The organism is Escherichia sp. E14S1, from assembly GCF_004211995.1.
Taxonomy (GTDB): Bacteria; Pseudomonadota; Gammaproteobacteria; order Enterobacterales; family Enterobacteriaceae; genus Escherichia.
This window is the reverse complement of sequence record NZ_RHJQ01000012.1, coordinates 204,697-222,610: the sequence shown is the minus strand read 5'-3', so window position 1 is coordinate 222,610 and position 17,914 is coordinate 204,697. Positions and strand designations below refer to the sequence as shown.

20 protein-coding genes are annotated in these 17,914 nt (G+C 50.5%); 11 read left to right on the top strand and 9 right to left on the bottom strand.

Annotated features, from left to right (window positions below; all coding sequences use genetic code 11):
* The first annotated feature begins 3 nt into the window (after positions 1-3).
* Complete coding sequence (gene kdgA / locus D9734_RS14820) at positions 4-645, top strand: bifunctional 4-hydroxy-2-oxoglutarate aldolase/2-dehydro-3-deoxy-phosphogluconate aldolase (protein ID WP_064529269.1); 642 nt, start codon at positions 4-6, stop codon at positions 643-645.
* 53 nt (positions 646-698) lie between these two features.
* Here the strand turns inward: kdgA and purT are convergent, their stop codons facing one another.
* Complete coding sequence (purT, locus tag D9734_RS14815; RefSeq protein WP_130208485.1) at positions 699-1,877, bottom strand: formate-dependent phosphoribosylglycinamide formyltransferase; 1,179 nt, start codon at positions 1,875-1,877, stop codon at positions 699-701.
* A gap of 141 nt (positions 1,878-2,018) precedes the next feature.
* Here purT and yebG point away from each other — a divergent pair, with 141 nt between their 5' ends.
* From yebG to ptrB, 4 genes are all read left to right on the top strand, one after another.
* Positions 2,019-2,309 (top strand): DNA damage-inducible protein YebG, encoded by a 291-nt coding sequence (gene yebG, locus D9734_RS14810; protein WP_130208483.1) that lies wholly within the window; start codon positions 2,019-2,021, stop codon positions 2,307-2,309.
* 66 nt (positions 2,310-2,375) lie between these two features.
* Entirely contained in the window at positions 2,376-2,732 is a 357-nt protein-coding gene (yebF, locus tag D9734_RS14805; RefSeq protein ID WP_130208481.1) for a protein YebF, read from the top strand.
* Between the two features lie 294 nt (positions 2,733-3,026).
* Positions 3,027-3,683 carry a tellurite resistance TerB family protein gene (locus D9734_RS14800; protein ID WP_130208479.1) on the top strand — a complete coding sequence of 219 codons (657 nt, stop codon included), beginning with the start codon at positions 3,027-3,029 and terminating at the stop codon, positions 3,681-3,683.
* 208 nt (positions 3,684-3,891) lie between these two features.
* Positions 3,892-5,952, top strand: coding sequence for an oligopeptidase B (gene ptrB, locus D9734_RS14795; RefSeq protein WP_130208477.1), 2,061 nt, complete (start codon positions 3,892-3,894; stop codon positions 5,950-5,952).
* Here the strand turns inward: ptrB and exoX are convergent.
* The 3 genes from exoX to holE all read right to left on the bottom strand — a co-directional run bounded on the left by exoX (position 5,949) and on the right by holE (position 7,623).
* Complete coding sequence (gene exoX, locus D9734_RS14790) at positions 5,949-6,611, bottom strand: exodeoxyribonuclease X (RefSeq protein WP_130208475.1); 663 nt, start codon at positions 6,609-6,611, stop codon at positions 5,949-5,951. The genes ptrB and exoX overlap by 4 nt on opposite strands.
* A gap of 24 nt (positions 6,612-6,635) precedes the next feature.
* Positions 6,636-7,292 carry a carbon-nitrogen hydrolase family protein YobB gene (gene yobB / locus D9734_RS14785; protein ID WP_130208473.1) on the bottom strand — a complete coding sequence of 219 codons (657 nt, stop codon included), beginning with the start codon at positions 7,290-7,292 and terminating at the stop codon, positions 6,636-6,638.
* A gap of 100 nt (positions 7,293-7,392) precedes the next feature.
* Positions 7,393-7,623, bottom strand: coding sequence for a DNA polymerase III subunit theta (gene holE / locus D9734_RS14780; RefSeq protein ID WP_000916758.1), 231 nt, complete (start codon positions 7,621-7,623; stop codon positions 7,393-7,395).
* A 138-nt stretch (positions 7,624-7,761) separates the two neighbouring features.
* Here holE and yobA point away from each other — a divergent pair, with 138 nt between their 5' ends.
* The 4 genes from yobA to pphA all read left to right on the top strand — a co-directional run bounded on the left by yobA (position 7,762) and on the right by pphA (position 10,431).
* Complete coding sequence (gene yobA, locus D9734_RS14775) at positions 7,762-8,136, top strand: CopC domain-containing protein YobA (protein WP_130208471.1); 375 nt, start codon at positions 7,762-7,764, stop codon at positions 8,134-8,136.
* 3 nt (positions 8,137-8,139) lie between these two features.
* On the top strand, positions 8,140-9,012 hold the full coding sequence (gene copD / locus D9734_RS14770) for a copper homeostasis membrane protein CopD (protein ID WP_130208469.1): 873 nt from the start codon (positions 8,140-8,142) through the stop codon (positions 9,010-9,012).
* Positions 9,013-9,025: 13 nt separating this feature from the next.
* Positions 9,026-9,367 (top strand): YebY family protein, encoded by a 342-nt coding sequence (locus D9734_RS14765; RefSeq protein WP_130208467.1) that lies wholly within the window; start codon positions 9,026-9,028, stop codon positions 9,365-9,367.
* A 407-nt stretch (positions 9,368-9,774) separates the two neighbouring features.
* Complete coding sequence (gene pphA, locus D9734_RS14760; protein WP_130208465.1) at positions 9,775-10,431, top strand: protein-serine/threonine phosphatase; 657 nt, start codon at positions 9,775-9,777, stop codon at positions 10,429-10,431.
* Here pphA and D9734_RS14755 read toward each other — a convergent pair whose 3' ends face one another.
* The 5 genes from D9734_RS14755 to yebS all read right to left on the bottom strand — a co-directional run bounded on the left by D9734_RS14755 (position 10,432) and on the right by yebS (position 16,487).
* Positions 10,432-10,623, bottom strand: a complete 192-nt coding sequence (locus D9734_RS14755) for a YebW family protein (protein WP_130208463.1) — start codon at positions 10,621-10,623, stop codon at positions 10,432-10,434.
* A gap of 105 nt (positions 10,624-10,728) precedes the next feature.
* A complete protein-coding gene (locus D9734_RS14750) occupies positions 10,729-10,965 on the bottom strand; it encodes a YebV family protein (protein ID WP_002431586.1) in 237 nt (78 codons plus the stop codon).
* 117 nt (positions 10,966-11,082) lie between these two features.
* Positions 11,083-12,522: a 16S rRNA (cytosine(1407)-C(5))-methyltransferase RsmF gene (rsmF, locus tag D9734_RS14745; protein WP_130208461.1), complete on the bottom strand. Its 1,440-nt coding sequence runs from the start codon at positions 12,520-12,522 to the stop codon at positions 11,083-11,085.
* A 79-nt stretch (positions 12,523-12,601) separates the two neighbouring features.
* A complete protein-coding gene (gene yebT / locus D9734_RS14740) occupies positions 12,602-15,235 on the bottom strand; it encodes a lipid-binding membrane homeostasis protein YebT (protein ID WP_130208459.1) in 2,634 nt (877 codons plus the stop codon).
* Positions 15,204-16,487 carry a membrane integrity lipid transport subunit YebS gene (gene yebS, locus D9734_RS14735; protein ID WP_130208457.1) on the bottom strand — a complete coding sequence of 428 codons (1,284 nt, stop codon included), beginning with the start codon at positions 16,485-16,487 and terminating at the stop codon, positions 15,204-15,206. The genes yebT and yebS overlap by 32 nt, the downstream gene beginning before the upstream one ends.
* Positions 16,488-16,616: 129 nt before the next feature.
* Here yebS and msrC point away from each other — a divergent pair, with 129 nt between their 5' ends.
* Together msrC and proQ are read left to right on the top strand one after the other, a co-directional pair.
* A complete protein-coding gene (gene msrC, locus D9734_RS14730) occupies positions 16,617-17,114 on the top strand; it encodes an L-methionine (R)-S-oxide reductase (RefSeq protein WP_130208455.1) in 498 nt (165 codons plus the stop codon).
* Positions 17,115-17,210: 96 nt separating this feature from the next.
* Entirely contained in the window at positions 17,211-17,909 is a 699-nt protein-coding gene (gene proQ, locus D9734_RS14725; protein WP_000431365.1) for an RNA chaperone ProQ, read from the top strand.
* Positions 17,910-17,914 lie beyond the last annotated feature (5 nt).

The window sequence follows — 17,914 nt, the reverse complement described above, 5'->3', positions numbered from 1 at the left end:
CTGATGAAAAACTGGAAAACAAGTGCAGAATCAATCCTGACCACCGGCCCGGTTGTACCGGTTATCGTGGTAAATAAACTGGAACACGCGGTGCCAATGGCAAAAGCGTTGGTTGCTGGTGGGGTGCGCGTTCTGGAAGTGACTCTGCGTACGGCGTGTGCAGTTGATGCTATCCGCGCTATCGCCAAAGAAGTGCCGGAAGCGATTGTGGGTGCCGGTACGGTACTGAATCCGCAGCAACTGGCAGAAGTGACTGAAGCGGGCGCACAGTTCGCAATCAGCCCAGGTCTGACTGAACCACTGCTGAAAGCGGCGACAGAAGGGACTATTCCTCTGATTCCAGGTATCAGCACTGTTTCCGAACTGATGCTGGGTATGGACTACGGCCTGAAAGAATTCAAATTCTTCCCGGCAGAAGCTAATGGCGGCGTGAAAGCACTGCAGGCAATTGCGGGTCCGTTCTCTCAGGTTCGTTTCTGCCCGACTGGCGGTATTTCTCCGGCTAATTACCGTGATTACCTGGCGCTGAAAAGCGTACTGTGCATTGGTGGTTCCTGGCTGGTTCCGGCAGATGCGCTGGAAGCAGGCGATTACGACCGCATTACTAAGCTGGCGCGTGAAGCAGTAGAAGGCGCGAAGCTGTAACAGTCAAAATGCCCGATCGTGAATCGGGCATTTTTGTCGCGTTTTTGCCAGATTTAACCTTGTACTTTTACCTGTGCGGCGGCGTGCTTCGCGCGTTCAATCGCTTCATCAACACTTTCTGCTGTAGCCAGCGCAACCCCCAAACGACGGCTACCATCAATTTCCGGCTTACCAAATAAACGAATCTGCAAACCTGCGCCAACGGCCTCCTGCACGTTGTCAAACGTGACATTCTGGCTGGTCAGTTGCGGCAGGATAACGGCTGAAGCGGCAGGACCATACTGGCGAATCCCGCCCACCGGCAGTCCCAGGAAAGCACGCACATGCAGGGCAAACTCAGAAAGATCCTGAGAAATTAACGTCACCATCCCGGTGTCATGCGGGCGAGGGGAGACTTCACTAAAAATCACCTCATCCCCACAGACAAACAACTCGACACCAAACAGCCCATAACCACCCAGTGCAAGCACCACCTTGCGGGCAATCTCCTGCGCACGTTCGAGGGCCAGTGGGCTCATTTGCTGCGGTTGCCAGGATTCACGATAGTCACCATCTTCCTGGCGATGACCTACAGGCGCACAGAAATGAACACCATCCACCGCGCTGACGGTCAGCAGGGTAATTTCGAAATCAAACTTAACGACGCCTTCAACAATCACGCGACCCGCTCCGGCGCGACCACCTTGCTGGGCGTACTCCCATGCCTGAGCCAGTTGTTCGGCAGAGCGAATAAACGTCTGTCCCTTGCCGGAAGAACTCATCACCGGTTTAACAATGCAAGGATAGCCAATGGCGGCGACCGCCTCGCGGAAAAGGTCTTCGCTATCAGCGAAACGATAAGTTGAAGTGGGAAGCTGAAGCTCTTCCGCAGCCAGACGACGAATACCTTCGCGGTTCATCGTCAATTGTGTTGCTCGCGCGCAGGGGACAACATTTAGCCCTTCCTCTTCAAGCTGGATCAGCATATCGGTAGCAATAGCTTCGATCTCTGGCACGATATAATGTGGTTTTTCCAGTTCAACAACACGGCGCAATGCGTCGCCATCCAGCATATTAATGACATGGGCGCGATGCGCGACATGCATGGCGGGCGCGTCGGCATAGCGATCGACCGCAATCACCTCTACGCCGAGGCGTTGGCATTCGATAGCCACTTCTTTACCCAGTTCACCGGAGCCCAATAACATCACGCGAGTTGCTGCCGGACGCAGCGCAGTGCCTAATAACGTCATAACGAATATCCCCTGATTAATTCCGCGTGAAGTATAAACGAAAACGTTTGCGCATGTCTTTATTGCTTGATTGCTTGCGTTGATTTCTCGACTGAAAAGCAATATACTGTATAAAATTACAGTTATGGTGAGAGGCTGCAAATGGCGGTTGAAATTAAATACGTAGTCATTCGTGAGGGCGAAGAGAAGATGTCGTTTACCAGCAAAAAGGAAGCCGATGCTTATGACAAAATGCTCGATACAGCGGATCTACTCGACACATGGTTGGCGAATTCTCCGGTGACAATGGAAGACGAGCAGCGTGAGGCGCTTTCTTTGTGGTTGGCGGAACAGAAAGATGTGCTTAGTACCATTCTGAAAACCGGTAAATTACCTTCTCCCCAGGTGGTCGATACTGACACGGATGGGGAAGGTGAAACCCACGCCGCCTGAAGCAACTTGCGCTCCTGATAATTTGTACCATGCTTTCTCCTGAATCATTGTGCTATGGAGAAAAACATGAAAAAAAGAGGAGCGTTGTTGGGGCTGTTGTTGGTTTCCGCCTGTACATCAGTTTTCGCTGCCAATAACGAAACCAGCAAGTCGGTAACTTTCCCCAAATGTGAAGGTTTAGATGCAGCCGGAATCGCTGCGAGTGTAAAACGTGATTATCAGCAAAACCGCGTGGCGCGCTGGGCAGACGATCAAAAAATCGTCGGTCAGGCCGATCCGGTGGCGTGGGTTAGTTTGCAGGACATTCAGGGGAAAGATGATAAATGGTCGGTACCGCTGACCGTGCGTGGTAAAAGTGCCGATATTCATTATCTGGTTAATGTGGATTGTAAAGCGGGAATGGCGGAATATCAGCGGCGCTAATGGCTTCTGATAATTCGGCTGACCGTTGGCGGATGCGGCGCGAGCGCCTTATCCGCCCAACAATGTACCAGCCCCCACAAGCCTGATAAGAAGCGCCAGGTTCGCATCAGGCAATTACAATCAAATCTACAAGTTTCAAATTAATCACATCACCCGGCACCTTACATGACGCGAATTTCTTGTGAGGACTGCCTTCGGTTCTGCTTATTTGCGCATCTTTTGTCTCTATATACATTTTCTGACATCCTCATTCGCTATGCTGTTGCCATTAAAATAGTGAATCGAGGAGTAAATATGGCTAACTGGTTAAATCAACTGCAATCCCTTCTTGGGCAAAGCAGCGCTTCCTCTTCGTCTACAGATCAGGGATTGGGCAAACTTTTAGTACCCGGCGCATTAGGCGGGTTGGCAGGACTGCTGGTTGCCAATAAATCAGCACGTAAACTATTAACGAAATACGGCACAAACGCGTTGCTGGTTGGCGGCGGAGCGGTCGCCGGTACCGTACTGTGGAACAAATACAAAGATAAAATTCGTGCGGCGCATCAGAACGAACCGCAATTCGGCACCCAAAGTACGCCGCTGGATGAACGTACAGAACGTTTAATCCTCGCCCTGGTTTTTGCTGCCAAAAGCGATGGTCATATCGATAGTAAAGAACGCGCGGCTATCGACCAGCAATTGCGTGAAGCTGGTGTTGAAGAGCAGGGGCGTGTACTTATCGAACAGGCAATCGAGCAACCATTGGATCCGCAGCGCCTGGCCCAGGGGATTCGCAACGAAGAAGAGGCACTGGAGATCTATTTCCTGAGCTGTGCGGCTATTGATATTGACCATTTTATGGAGCGCAGTTACCTGAATGCACTGGGGGATGCGCTGAAAATTCCCCAGGAAGTCCGTGAAGGAATTGAACGCGATCTCGAACAGCAAAAACGCACTTTGTCTGAATAATATCTCACTCCGTATAGCCTGATATGCCTGTTTATCGGGCTATACAAAACCGCACAGCTATTTGAGCGAATTAATTTTCGCTGGCGACATCCTTTCGATTTTCACACCATTACCTGTCATCATCTATACAATGACCGCCCTGTTTCGCTTGCATCCCGGGTGAGTTTTGCCACCCTTATAAGATGTTTCAACCAGAAAGAACAATAACATGCTACCAAAAGCCGCCCGCATCCCCCATGCCATGACGCTTCATGGCGACACGCGCATCGATAATTACTACTGGCTGCGGGACGACACACGCTCGCAGCCGGAAGTGCTGGATTACCTGCAACAAGAAAATAGCTACGGTCATCAGGTCATGGCGTCGCAACAAGCTTTGCAGGATCGGATATTAAAAGAAATCATTGACCGCATACCGCAAAGAGAAGTCTCTGCACCTTACGTCAAAAATGGCTATCGCTACCGGCAAATTTATGAACCTGGTTGTGAATATGCAATCTACCAGCGTCAGTCGGCGTTCAGTGAAGAGTGGGACGAATGGGAGACTCTGCTCGATGCGAACAAACGGGCGGCGCACAGTGAATTTTATTCAATGGGCGGAATGGCGATTACGCCCGATAACACGATCATGGCACTTGCAGAAGATTTTCTTTCCCGACGCCAGTACGGTATCCGTTTTCGCAATCTGGAAACGGGCAACTGGTATCCCGAACTGTTGGATAACGTGGAACCCAGCTTTGTCTGGGCGAATGACTCCTGGACATTTTATTATGTTCGCAAGCATCCAGTGACGTTGTTGCCGTATCAGGTCTGGCGGCATGCCATTGGCACTCCAGCATCTGAAGACAAACTGATTTACGAAGAAAAAGACGATACCTTTTACGTCAGCCTACATAAAACGACGTCGAAACACTATGTGGTTATTCATCTTGCCAGCGCTACTACCAGTGAAGTTCGGCTGCTGGATGCAGAGCTGGCCGATGCCGAGCCGTTTGTCTTTTTACCGCGTCGCAAAGATCACGAATACAGTCTTGATCACTACCAGCATCGGTTTTATCTGCGCTCCAACCGCAACGGCAAAAATTTTGGCTTATACCGTACCCGTATGCGTGATGAGCAAGAGTGGGAAGAGTTAATCCCACCGCGCGATAACATCATGCTCGAAGGCTTTACGCTGTTTACTGACTGGTTGGTGGTTGAAGAGCGTCAGCGTGGGTTAACCAGTCTGCGGCAAATCAACCGCAAAACGCGGGAGGTTATCGGCATTGCCTTTGATGATCCGGCTTACGTTACCTGGATTGCCTATAACCCGGAACCTGAAACCTCACGATTGCGTTATGGCTATTCCTCCATGACTACGCCAGATACATTGTTTGAACTGGATATGGATACTGGAGAGCGTCGGGTATTAAAACAAACGGAAGTCCCCGGTTTCGATGCGGCGAATTACCGCAGCGAACACTTGTGGATCACTGCCCGTGATGGCGTCGAAGTGCCTGTTTCGCTGGTCTATCATCGCAAGCATTTCCAGAAAGGCCACAACCCGCTGCTGGTATATGGATATGGCTCTTACGGCGCAAGCATTGATGCCGATTTTAGTTTTAGCCGCCTGAGTTTGTTGGATCGCGGTTTTGTCTACGCCATTGTCCATGTCCGTGGTGGCGGCGAACTGGGGCAGCAATGGTACGAAGACGGTAAATTCCTGAAAAAGAAAAATACCTTTAATGACTATCTTGATGCCTGCGACGCATTGTTAAAACTGGGCTACGGTTCACCTTCACTCTGTTATGCGATGGGGGGCAGTGCTGGCGGTATGTTGATGGGCGTTGCAATTAATGAGCGCCCCGAGTTATTCCACGGCGTGATTGCCCAGGTACCGTTTGTTGATGTTGTAACAACGATGCTTGATGAGTCGATTCCTCTTACTACCGGCGAATTTGAAGAGTGGGGAAATCCGCAGGATCCGCAATATTATGAGTATATGAAAAGCTACAGCCCGTATGACAATGTCACGGCTCAGGCTTATCCGCATCTGCTGGTAACGACCGGATTACACGATTCACAGGTGCAATACTGGGAACCGGCAAAATGGGTGGCTAAGCTGCGCGAGCTTAAAACTGATAACCATCTATTATTGCTTTGTACCGACATGGATTCAGGGCATGGCGGTAAATCCGGACGTTTTAAATCCTACGAAGGTGTGGCGATGGAATATGCTTTTCTGATAGCCCTGGCGCAGGGGACATTACCAGGCCAATCAGCGGGTTAAACACTCTCCAGATAATGCTTCAAGGTTAAACGTAACTCCGGGCTCATACTGTCAAGGTTGTTAAACAACCAGCGCAGATAGCCCGGATCGCGCTTTGCAACGTCTGATACGGCTTTACCGCGATACTTGCCAAACGTGAACGTCGTCAACAACGACGGCCGCCCGGTGATATCCGCCATCTGCTCCGCCGTCCAGCCTGACGTGTTCATAATATCGATAAGCAGGGCTGCGGTAATATAGCAATCATACAGCGCGCGGTGGTGATGCAGACCCGATGGTGTCTGGACATTCAGCTTGCGCGATTTATACAGTGCCATATTGCTGTACTTGATTCCTGGCCACAAACGACGAGCCAGTTTCATGGTGCAAATCCACTCACCGGGCATTTCTGGCAACACCCGGCGGTCAAAGCTGGCATTGTGGGCGACATACCATTCGCTACCGTAATAGTGCGGGATAACTTCTTCAATCCACGGTTTGTCAGCAACCATGGACTCTGTAATACGGTGAATCGCCATGGCTTGTGGACTGATGGGACGGTCGGGACGCACCAGGTGGCTCATAGGGTTGACGATTTTCCCGTTAACAACATCAACAGAGGCAATTTCAACGATCCCTCCCTGCAAACCGCAGGTTTCTGTATCGATAATGCGCAACATGGTCATGCTCCAGGAAGAAAACGCCTAGCGTAATGGAATGATATCGCCTTGCCAACCCTGCGAAGAGCGCTGACCAACCAACAAAAGAGAACCGCGATCGGCGCGAACAATAAGGCGGCCATGTTCATCCCACAGTGCGCTGTTACCACGGGCGTTCGCCATTAGCACAGCGATGGAGTATTGATGTGAGAAAAACTCTAAACGTCGGGTCGAAGCCAATAGGTCAGGTTCACCGATGCATTGCCCGGTTGTAAAAAGTGAACAAGTCGGGTCCATATCAATACCTTCCGGTTGGCCATCCACTACAGTGATGGTTTCGGAACGTTGACCCAGGCATGCACCATGACTTTGATGATAAATTCCTGGCGTTTTCATCCAGGGGGCGAATACTGCAATACCGCGAATAAACCGCTCATTATATTCAACGGGAAGGCCAGCAATAATGGTCATTCGCGAGGTTGTTGCTGCATAACAAAGCGGGTCTAAAAGCGAGAGATCGGGCGGAGACGGAAGCGGACGACGTTTGTAATCGCATCCCAGTAGAGAAAGTGAGGGAAAAACCAACAGTTCGCACTGGTGCTTGGCGGCAGCCCTCACGAACTCCAGATGATGGGCTACCTGTTCAGTGAGTGAAGCATTACGAGGCTCATATTGTGCTGCTGCAACTTTCCAGTACGACATGATGACTTCCTTTTCATAGTGTCTGCGAATAATGGCGTGTATGAGAAAATACTTATAATTTAGCAGGCACCATGTAAGAAAGTGTAACTTAATATAAGGTTTATTTAAGTTTGGGCTCGTAAGGTAAACGTGACAGATTTACAGAGGCGAGACGGTGGGCGATAAGGCGCTCACGAAACCAGCCACGCAAGTGCTCCGGTTGTTCACGTTCAACCGCTTCAGCAATCACCGGCATATTGTACCGTTCTTTAAATGCCACTCCGGCAGCGGCCAGATCGACATTTACTTTATCCATTTCAGTTTGATCCAGTTTGGCCAGATTCTTCAGCATACGGTGTCTCCTCGTTAATTGCGGGCAAAAGTTACTAAGAGTCAGCCAGGATGGCAAGCCTGAATTGATGATCCTCGACTCTCTCATTAGACAAGGTTATGCTCTGTAAAAAACTCATTACAAAAAGGAATAGATAATATGGTTTCAACTGCGCGTTCTCTTCGTTATACACTGGCAATAATTGCCGGTTCGCTGGCGGCCCCTTCCGTCTGGGCTCATGCGCACCTGACTCACCAGTATCCTGCGGCGAATGCGGCGGTCACCGCTGCCCCACAGGCCATTACTTTAAATTTCTCTGAAGGTATTGAACCTGGATTCAGTGGGGCCAAAATCATCGGCCCGAAGAATGAAAATGTTAAAACATTACCCGCGAAACGTAATGAACAAGACAAAAAGCAATTGATCGTTCCGCTTGCCGATGCCCTGAATCCCGGAAGTTATACCGTTGACTGGCATGTTGTTTCGGTGGACGGACATAAAACCAAAGGGCAGTACACCTTTACAGTGAAATAAAGCATGCTAGCGCTTACCTGGGTCACACTGCGATTTATCCATTTTATCTCTCTGATGCTGGTTTTTGGCTTCGCGATGTACGGGGCATGGTTGGCACCAGTGACGATTCGTCGATTATTGACGAAGCGTTTTTTGCGTTTACAACAGCACGTAGCCGCATGGAGTTTGATCAGTGCCGCAGCGATGTTCGCCGTTCAGGGTGGGTTGATGGGCGCGGGATGGCCAGATGTCGTTTCGCTGAGCATCTGGCAGTCGGTGTTACAAACGCACTTCGGAGGCGTCTGGATCTGGCAAATCGTTCTCGCTCTCGTTACGTTGACCGTCGTTCTGATGCAACCACGGAATATGTTGCGGTTACTGTTCATGCTGACTACCGCGCAATTTATCCTGATGGCGGGTATGGGACACGCGACATTAAATGAAGGATTAACCGCAAAAATTCATCAGACCAATCATGCCGTACATCTTATCTGTGCTGCAGCATGGTTTGGAGGGCTACTGCCGGTTGTCTGGTGTATGCGGCTGGTGAAAGGGCGCTGGAGACGCCCGGCCATTCATGCGCTGATGCGTTTTTCCTGGTGCGGACATTTTGCTGTCATTGGCGTGCTAGTAAGTGGTGTGCTCAATGCATTACTAATCACGGGATTTCCCCCCACGCTTGCCACTTACTGGGGCCAGCTCTTATTGCTCAAAGTCATACTGGTAATGATTATGGTGGTTATCGCGCTGGCAAATCGTTATGTTCTGGTCCCGAGAATGCGGCATGATGAAGTCCGGGCTGTTCCCTGGTTTGTATGGATGACTCAACTCGAATGGGCGATAGGCGCGGTGGTACTGGTGATTATCAGCCTGCTAGCGACTCTGGAACCGTTTTGATGGATTACGATAAATGATGAAAAAAAGTATATTGGCGTTTTTGTTGCTCACCAGTTCCACTGCGGCGCTGGCGGCTCCTCAGGTGATTACCGTCAGCCGTTTTGAAATTGGCAAAGACAAATGGGCGTTTAATCGCGAAGAAGTGATGTTGACATGCCGACCAGGTAATGCGCTGTATGTCATTAACCCCAGCACCCTGGTGCAATACCCTTTGAACGATGTTGCGCAAAAAGAGGTTTCCAGTGGGAAGACTAAGGCCCAGCCTATTTCAGTGATCCAGATTGAAGATCCCAACAAACCCGGTGAAAAAATGAGCCTGATGCCATTTATAGAACGAGCTGAAAAACTTTGCTGATTACCTGAATTAGTCTTTTGATTTGCCAAAAAAAACGCCCAGGATCTTTTATCAGATTGGGCGTTTTTTTTACTTTTAAAACGATGATTAAGACGCTTTTTTCTGACCACTTTTCGTGTGGACTGGAAAACCTGGCGTCGTCATCTATTCTTAAAGGGCTAGGCAACTAAGCCTGCATTAATGCCAACTTTTAGCGCACGGCTCTCTCCCAAGAGCCATTTCCCTGGACCGAATACAGGAATCGTATTCGGTCTCTTTTTATCTATTAAGCCAGCGGATGAATACATCACTGTTTTCCCTGTGCTGACTTCACAATCAACCATAACACACACTCTACTGCTTCAGTCCAGCCTTTTTTAACATTTATGTTAAAATAATGTGACCTTCTGCGCGGGAGTAAAAAATTGATGAAAGAGGCAGGCCGCACCTATCAGAAAATTGATGGCAGCCATTGGCGACATATCTGGTTGGTGGGGGATATTCATGGCTGCCTTGGGCTACTGCGTATCAAATTATGGCATTGCCGTTTTGACCCGTGGCAAGACTTATTGATCTCGGTAGGAGATGTTATTGATCGTGGTCCGGAGAGTTTACGTTGTCTTCAACTACTGGAGCAACGCTGGGTCAGAGCGGTAAGAGGCAATCATGAGCAGATGGCGATAGATGCGCTGGCCGTGCAGCAGATGTCTTTATGGTATATGAACGGTGGCGACTGGTTTGCTGCGCTGGCAGATAAGCAACAGAAGCAAGCAGAAAGGGCGCTCAGCAAATGCCAGCATTTGCCTTTTATTCTTGAATTAAACAGTCGCACTGGCAAACACGTTATTGCCCATGCTGATTATCCTGACGACGTTTATCAATGGCAAAAGGACGTCGATTTGCACCAGGTATTGTGGAGTCGTTCGCGATTACGTGAAGGCCAAAAAGGGCAGGGAATTACCGGTGCTGACCATTTCTGGTTTGGACATACGCCGTTACCTCATCGAGTAGATATTGGAAACTTGCATTATATAGACACCGGCGCCGTCTTCGGAGGGACACTCACAATGGAACAACTCCAGTAATTAAAAGTCACTGTACTCCTGCGCGGGCCGCCAGAACCCATCAATAAAATCCTCAACAGGAAAGCAGCCGCCGTGGCGGATCCGTTGATCGTCCATTGAGTAGACGCACTGCTGTTCCGTGTTGTAAACATCAACAACAATATCTTCACAGCCAGCGTCCAGATAGCAAACAAAAAGTACCAGCGCGAACATTTCATCCTCGAAGTGTGGTGCCGTACCGTTAAGTTTAGGAGAGGATTTTACTTCGGGGAAATAACCAGAATAAATAACCCGTCATGCCGACGGGTTCTTTTTGGATCAGGCAAGACGCATAATCCAGGCATCAGACTTTTGATCGTAGCGGGTACGGTACAGGACAGAGTGTTCGCCGTTTAGTAGAGCTGGAATGCTGGTTTCGGCGTCCCAGGCATCCAGTTGCATACACAAATCGGGGTCAGATTTACAAGGAATTGTTAATGTTCGATCACCTGGCGATTCGCCGTGTAACTCGCCGTCATCGATTTCAAAAGCGCCTATGCGCACACTGGTTTTCATCTTCGTGCTCTCCATTTATCTGCCGGTTGTGGTACGACCAGTCCGATCGCACCATTTTTCAGCGTAGTTGAGGCAGGCGAATGTGCCAGTCAAAAAGTGCGCTTTTTTTGTGCGCTATCAGGCGTTACCGGTAAAAAGTTTCCCATCGCGCACCAGTTCACGCGGGTAACTGTTTTTCAGTCGCGAGCCAATACGTTTGGCTAAACCTATTGGCTGATGCTGGAAGGTTACCAGCACATCATCCGTAGTTGGCACGGTTTGCGGGTAAACATCGCGCCCGCGATACCACTCTTCCGCTTCCTGAGGCGTCAGTTCGAAAGCGTTCGTATGGTTGGGGGAGGCCAGGGCAATAACCGCTTCATGCTGCCAGCGATAACCTTTGTTATGCGTTTCAGCAAGCTTAATTCCCAGACGGGAAAATCGGACTTTACCGATCAGGGCTTCAATACCCGCAGGGAACAGCCAGAGTTCTTTATCGCGCTGCCAGAGGCGCAGATTTTCATCCCACTGTAAGCCAACGGCAGTCGCCGCCTGGCGAATTTGTGCGGCTTCGCGATCTTTGATTGGGCTAAACGGGAAATTACCCACTTTGTATTTCGGTGCGGGTAAGGCGGGAATCGACTGTGTTTTGCGTAACCGGGCAACGAAGAAGCCTTCGCAGTCGTAAATTTGCGGGAAAACGTGCAAAAAGCCTTCTTCGGTGAGTGCCTTGTCCGCACCAGGGAAGAGATCGCCCAGCGGTAAAAACTCTACTGCATCGGGGTAAGTCTCTTTCAGCCACAAGCAAACGGCTTCGTTTTCTTCCTTGTTTAAGGTACAGGTCGAGTAAACCAGCGTACCGCCAGGGCGTAATGCATGAAAGGCACTGTCGATCAGTTCCCGTTGGGTGGCAGCAATTTCCTGATTGCTTTCTGGTGACCAGTTTTTCAGTGCGTCGGGATCTTTACGCACCACGCCTTCGCCAGAGCAGGGGGCGTCCAGTAAAATGGCGTCGAACATTTCTGGTAACGCCGCACCAAAGACGCGGCCATCAAAATGAGTCAGAGACACGTTACGGATACCGCAGCGACTGATATTGGCATGTAACACTTTTACCCGGCTGGCGGAAAACTCATTGGCAAGAATCGCCCCTTCGTTATTCATGCGAGCGGCAATTTGTGTGGTTTTTGAACCAGGCGCGGCGGCGACATCCATCACCCGCTGTGGGGTATTATCGTCGGCAAACAATGCGGCAACGGGCAACATTGAACTGGCTTCCTGAATATAAAACAGGCCGCTTAAATGCTCGGCGGTACTGCCCAACGGCAAGGTTTCTTCATCATCGCGTTCAATCCAGAAACCTTCTTCACACCACGGAATCGGCGTTAGCGTCCAGCCGTAAGGGGCGGTTAATTGCAGGAAATCAGCAACGGAGATTTTCAGGGTATTTACGCGAATGCTGCGGCGCAACGGGCGCTGACAGGCGGCGAGAAAATCATCAAAAGAGAGCGTCGAAGGCATGGCTTCGCGCATTTGTGTCAGAAAGGCGTCCGGGAAATAAACGGTGTGTTGGGCCACGAGCATGTACCACTGGCAAAAAAACAGGCGCGCAGTTTAGCATAAACGCTCCGGCGCAGGCACGCCGGAGCAATGTGGCTTATCGGGGGAGTGCTGTTCCCCATTCACGCCACTCTTTCGGTTCACTTTCCTGCAACAGGAAGTGTTTGCCTTCCTGGGCTTTCGGTGCCAGCGGTGTACCTGGAGGCGTGGCGAAGGCGATACCCCCACGGATAAACTGGTTAAAGGTACCGGTTTTCACCACGCCGCCCGTCAGACCGAAGTCCAGACTGTAGCCCGAAGCTAGCCAGAAGACGGAATTGTTACGTACCAGGTGCTGGTAACGTTTACTGATGCGCATCGCAATCATCACGCGATCTGACAATGTCCCCAGCGTCATTCCGGTGACTGTACCTACTTCCAGACCACGGAACAGTACTGGCGTACCAACACCTAACGAACCGGCTTCCGGCGCTTCAACAATAATGCTTAAGCCATCAAGGTAACGCGAATCAGTAATGGTAGCTTCTTGCAATTCAAAGTCACGGCGAGGATTCCCCCGACCTGGTTCGACGTTGATATACGGCTGGAGGATCGTATCAAGATGCTCAACGCCTGCTGCCGAAATTTGCGGTGTGACCACTGAGAAGCGTGTACCACCGCGCGCAAAGGTCTGGACATATTCAGGATAGAGCACCGCCTTTGCCTGTACTTCATTGCGCGCGGTGATCAGATCCAGAGTCTGGATTTGCCCGATATCAATACCGAGATAGCGAATTGGCATACCGACCGCCAGTTTTCCGGCATCGAAAGCGTGGAGTGTAATCTGCCCGCCAACCGCACGAGCTGCTGTTTCGGAAGCATACAAAATCCGCTTATCGCCTTTACGTTGGCTGGCGCTGGCACCGCTGAGATTATCGAAGCTGATGGCTCCCTTTAACGCCCGCGAAAGCGGTGACGCCTGAACGGTCAGGCCGCTGCCGTTAAGTTGAACTTTCGCGCCACCTTCAGCCCAGAACACGCTGTTGCTGGTCAGCAGGTTGCGATATTCCGGTTTAATGTGCAGATCGATATCGAACGCATTGGCCCGTGGACGTACGGTAATCACTTCACCGACCTCAAATTTACGGTACAGCACTACCGACCCTGCCTGCACATCCGGCAGTGTCTCCGCACTTAAACTCACGGTCGTGGTAGGTAAATCGCTAAGACTATTTTCGAGGGCTTTTTCCAGATTGGCGTACAGTGGGTAACTGGTTTTCATCTCACCTTTGTCGCCTGGCAGAATACGGATCCCGCCGTTGAGCCATTCTGAGGCGCTGGCACCGAGAAACTCGACACCATCCAGACCCACTTTCACGTCGACACGACTATTAACGACAAATTTGCTGTCGCCTTTTACCAGTTCGCGATGCTGGGGTTCGATAGCGACGGTAAATGTCACGCCTTTGCTGGTGAGTTTACGGTCGATAACCTGACCTACCTGTACGCCGTGAAGAATGAGCGGCTGACCGGCATCAATTCCATAGCTTTCTGGTGCTGTCAGGGTTAGCGTCAGAACATCGGGTTCATGCAGTAAAGCTTTCTCGCCTGGCACAACGACAAACTCTTTGCGTGGTTCGCCATCACCCGGTACCAGTTCGAACGTTTTGCCGGTCAGCAGGGCGCTGAGATTGGCGTCGCTGAGGGATAACTTCGGGTTACGTAATTCGATGCGGGTGTTTTCACGAAGCAGAGTGACGACGCTGGGATCAACGGTCATTTCTCCGGTGACTTTGCCACCTGGGTTTAAATTCAGTTTGGTCAGTTGCCCGACTTCCAGTCCCTGGTACATGAGCGGCGTTGAATCGGCGTTTAATCCGGCTCCACCTGGTAGATCCAGCTTTATGATCACCCCACGCTGGCTGTGGGCGAGATCCTCATACAGACCAAAGGTATCTTCCGGATCGGCAGGTTTCGACTCTTCTGGTGAATCGAAGGCAATCGCACCGTTAACCAGGGCAGCCAGACTTTCCAGTTTTACCTTCGCGCCACTGATACTGACATTGGCATCAACGCCGGAAACGTTCCAGAAGCGGCTGCCTTTTTTCACCAAATCGGTGAAACGCCGCTCAATCAGGACATCAATCACTACGCCTTGCTTATTGGAATTGATCGCATAGTCATAGACGCGTCCCACCGGAATTTTACGGAAATAGACCAGCGAACCGCTGTTCAATGAACCGAGATCGGGGGCTTGCAGGTGGATCATCAGATCACCATTATCCAGCCGATACTTTGGCTGGGTATCGAGCGCCACAAAGTGATCCTGCTCTTTACCTTTACCCGGCATCATGCCGATATAGTTACCGCCGACCAGCGCATCCAGCCCGGAAACACCTGCCAGTGAGGCTTTCGGCGTCACCAGCCAGAACTGTGTCTCTTCGCGCAGGGCATCTTTCATATCGGACTTGATGCTGACCTTGACTTCAATCTTTCGTAGATCGTCGCTGAGGCTGACATCCTGCACCGTGCCGACTTCAACGCCTTGATAACGAACAGGCGTGCGACCCGGAACAATGCCGTCTGCCGACATAAAGTCGATGGTGACGGTATTGCCTCTATCCTGATAACTACCCCAAATCAGCCAACCGGCAATCATTAGCGCGATGAACGGCAACAGCCAGAAAGGTGAGATACGGCGTTTAGTTTTAATTTGCGCTTCAGTCGTCGAAGCGGGCGTTTCCTGACTCATGTGCATCCCAAAGTAAGCGGCTGTCCAGCCATTCCACAGCAAGAATAGTCAAAATAACCGCTGCGCCGAAATAAAACGCAGCGGGTCCCATAGTAAAAGCGAGGATCTGATCGCGATTAATCAGCGACATGGTTAATGAAATGACAAACAGATCGAGCATCGACCAACGGCCAATCCAGGTCACCATCCGCAACAGCAAAATCCGCGTGCGTAAGCCTTGCTGGCAGTTAAAATGAATGCTTACCAGTAAAGTAAACATGACGATCACTTTGGTGAACGGCACCAGGATACTGGCGATAAAAACAATTCCGGCAACAGCAATATTGCTGTTCGCCAGCGACATAATTCCGGAAAGAATCGTATCTTCTTGTCGTCCACCGTTCAGGTAGATGATCGAAATAGGCAGCAGGTTGGCAGGTAACAATAAGACAATTGAAGCCAAAAGAGCAGCCCAGCATTTTTGAATACTATGATGGCGACGCAAGCGAAGTGGGATATGGCAACGGGGACAACGACCGCGCGGATCGGGATAGCCGGTAAAGTGACAACCCAGGCAAACGCGTAATTTCTCGTCCCTACGCGTGGCAGGGTGCTGCGGATAAAATCGCTCCCACAGCTGTTCAACATTAAGATGTGACAATGTCACTGTTGTTAAAATCACCAGCGCGAAAAAAGAGAATAGCCCGACGCCCGCCTGGATATGGGCGTAATCCTGTACCTTTATAGAAGCAACGCCAATGCCGACCAGATAGATATCCAGCATTACCCACTCTTTTAGTCGCTCCAGCATCAGCAATACCGGGCGTAAATTCATTCCCAGCCGATTGCCAAACCATAAATAAGCAATAGAGGTCACCAGTATGAGAGGTGCACCTATAACGCAGAAAAACACCATTGCGCCGGTTATCGCATCGCCCTGTTTGGTCATTTGCCAGATGCCTTGCACTACATTGGCGTCGATACGGATACCTAACAGCCAGATATGTAATAGAGGTTCGCCCCAGGCAAACGGCATAAGCAACAACATAGTAAAAGCCATTGCAGCCAGCCTTGTGAGCGACCAGTCACGGCCATCGCGAATTTTTGCCTGACAGCGCGGGCAATAGGCACTCTGGTGAGAATTTATCTCGGGCAGGCTAAACAGCATGTCACATTGCGGGCAACGTTGATAATCACCACGCGGTAGTTCCTCGCCAATTGCGCTCACTGTTATCTTTTTTGTCGGCGTAATTTGTGGGGTGTTAAGAGCCATGACATGCCAAATGTAATAAGAATTAACATTTATCTTAACCCATGATGGGAATGATCTTGAGCATTAACGCATTTAATGCTTATTTTAATAGGCTGGCAGTTCCAGGTAAGACAACCAAGTGATTATATAATGAACAAAACAGAATTTTACGCGGACTTAAACCGTGACTTTAATGCGTTGATGGCGGGAGAAACCAGCTTTCTGGCAACGCTGGCGAATACCAGTGCTTTGTTATACGAGCGTCTGACTGACGTAAACTGGGCTGGGTTTTATTTACTTGAGGACGATACGCTGGTACTCGGGCCGTTTCAGGGCAAAATTGCCTGCGTACGGATCCCGGTAGGGCGTGGCGTGTGTGGCACTGCAGTTGCCCGCAATGAAGTACAGCGAATCGAGGATGTTCACGCCTTTGATGGGCATATCGCCTGTGATGCGGCGAGTAATTCTGAAATCGTTCTGCCGTTGGTGGTGAAAAATCAGATTATTGGCGTTCTCGATATCGACAGTACTGTCTTCGGTCGCTTTACAGACGAGGACGAGCAAGGCTTACGTCAGCTTGTGGCACAGCTTGAAAAGGTGCTTGCAACGACGGATTACAAAAAATTCTTTGCGAGCGTCGCAGGATAATCAACGGATAACGTAGCATTTACTGATGACGTCATTATAATGACGCCTGTTCATGCCTGCGCTTGTTGGCTACGTCCGTTGTAATCAGGAAATTTCATGGAAAATCAACCTAAGTTGAATAGCAGTAAAGAAGTAATCGCGTTTCTGGCCGAACGTTTTCCCCACTGTTTCAGTGCGGAAGGTGAAGCGCGTCCGCTGAAAATCGGTATTTTTCAGGATTTGGTCGATCGCGTTGCTGGGGAAATGAACCTTAGCAAAACGCAACTGCGATCCGCTTTACGTCTCTACACTTCGAGCTGGCGCTATCTGTATGGCGTTAAACCAGGCGCGACGCGTGTCGATCTCGACGGCAACCCATGCGGTGAGCTGGACGAGCAGCATGTAGAACATGCTCGCAAGCAGCTTGAAGAAGCGAAAGCGCGCGTCCAGGCGCAGCGTGCCGAACAGCAGGCGAAAAAACGCGAAGCTGCCGCAGCTGCAGGTGAGAAAGAAGACGCACCACGCCGCGAACGCAAGCCACGTCCTGCCGCGCAACGCCGTAAAGAAGGCGCCGAGCGCAAACCTCGCGCGCAGAAACCGGCTGAGAAAGCGCCAAAAACAGTAAAAGCACCTCGCGAAGAACAGCACACCCCAGTTTCTGACATATCAGCTCTGACTGTCGGACAAGCCCTGAAGGTGAAAGCTGGTCAAAATGCGATGGATGCCACCGTATTAGAAATCACCAAAGACGGCGTCCGCGTCCAGCTGAATTCGGGTATGTCTTTGATTGTGCGCGCAGAACACCTGGTGTTCTGAAACGG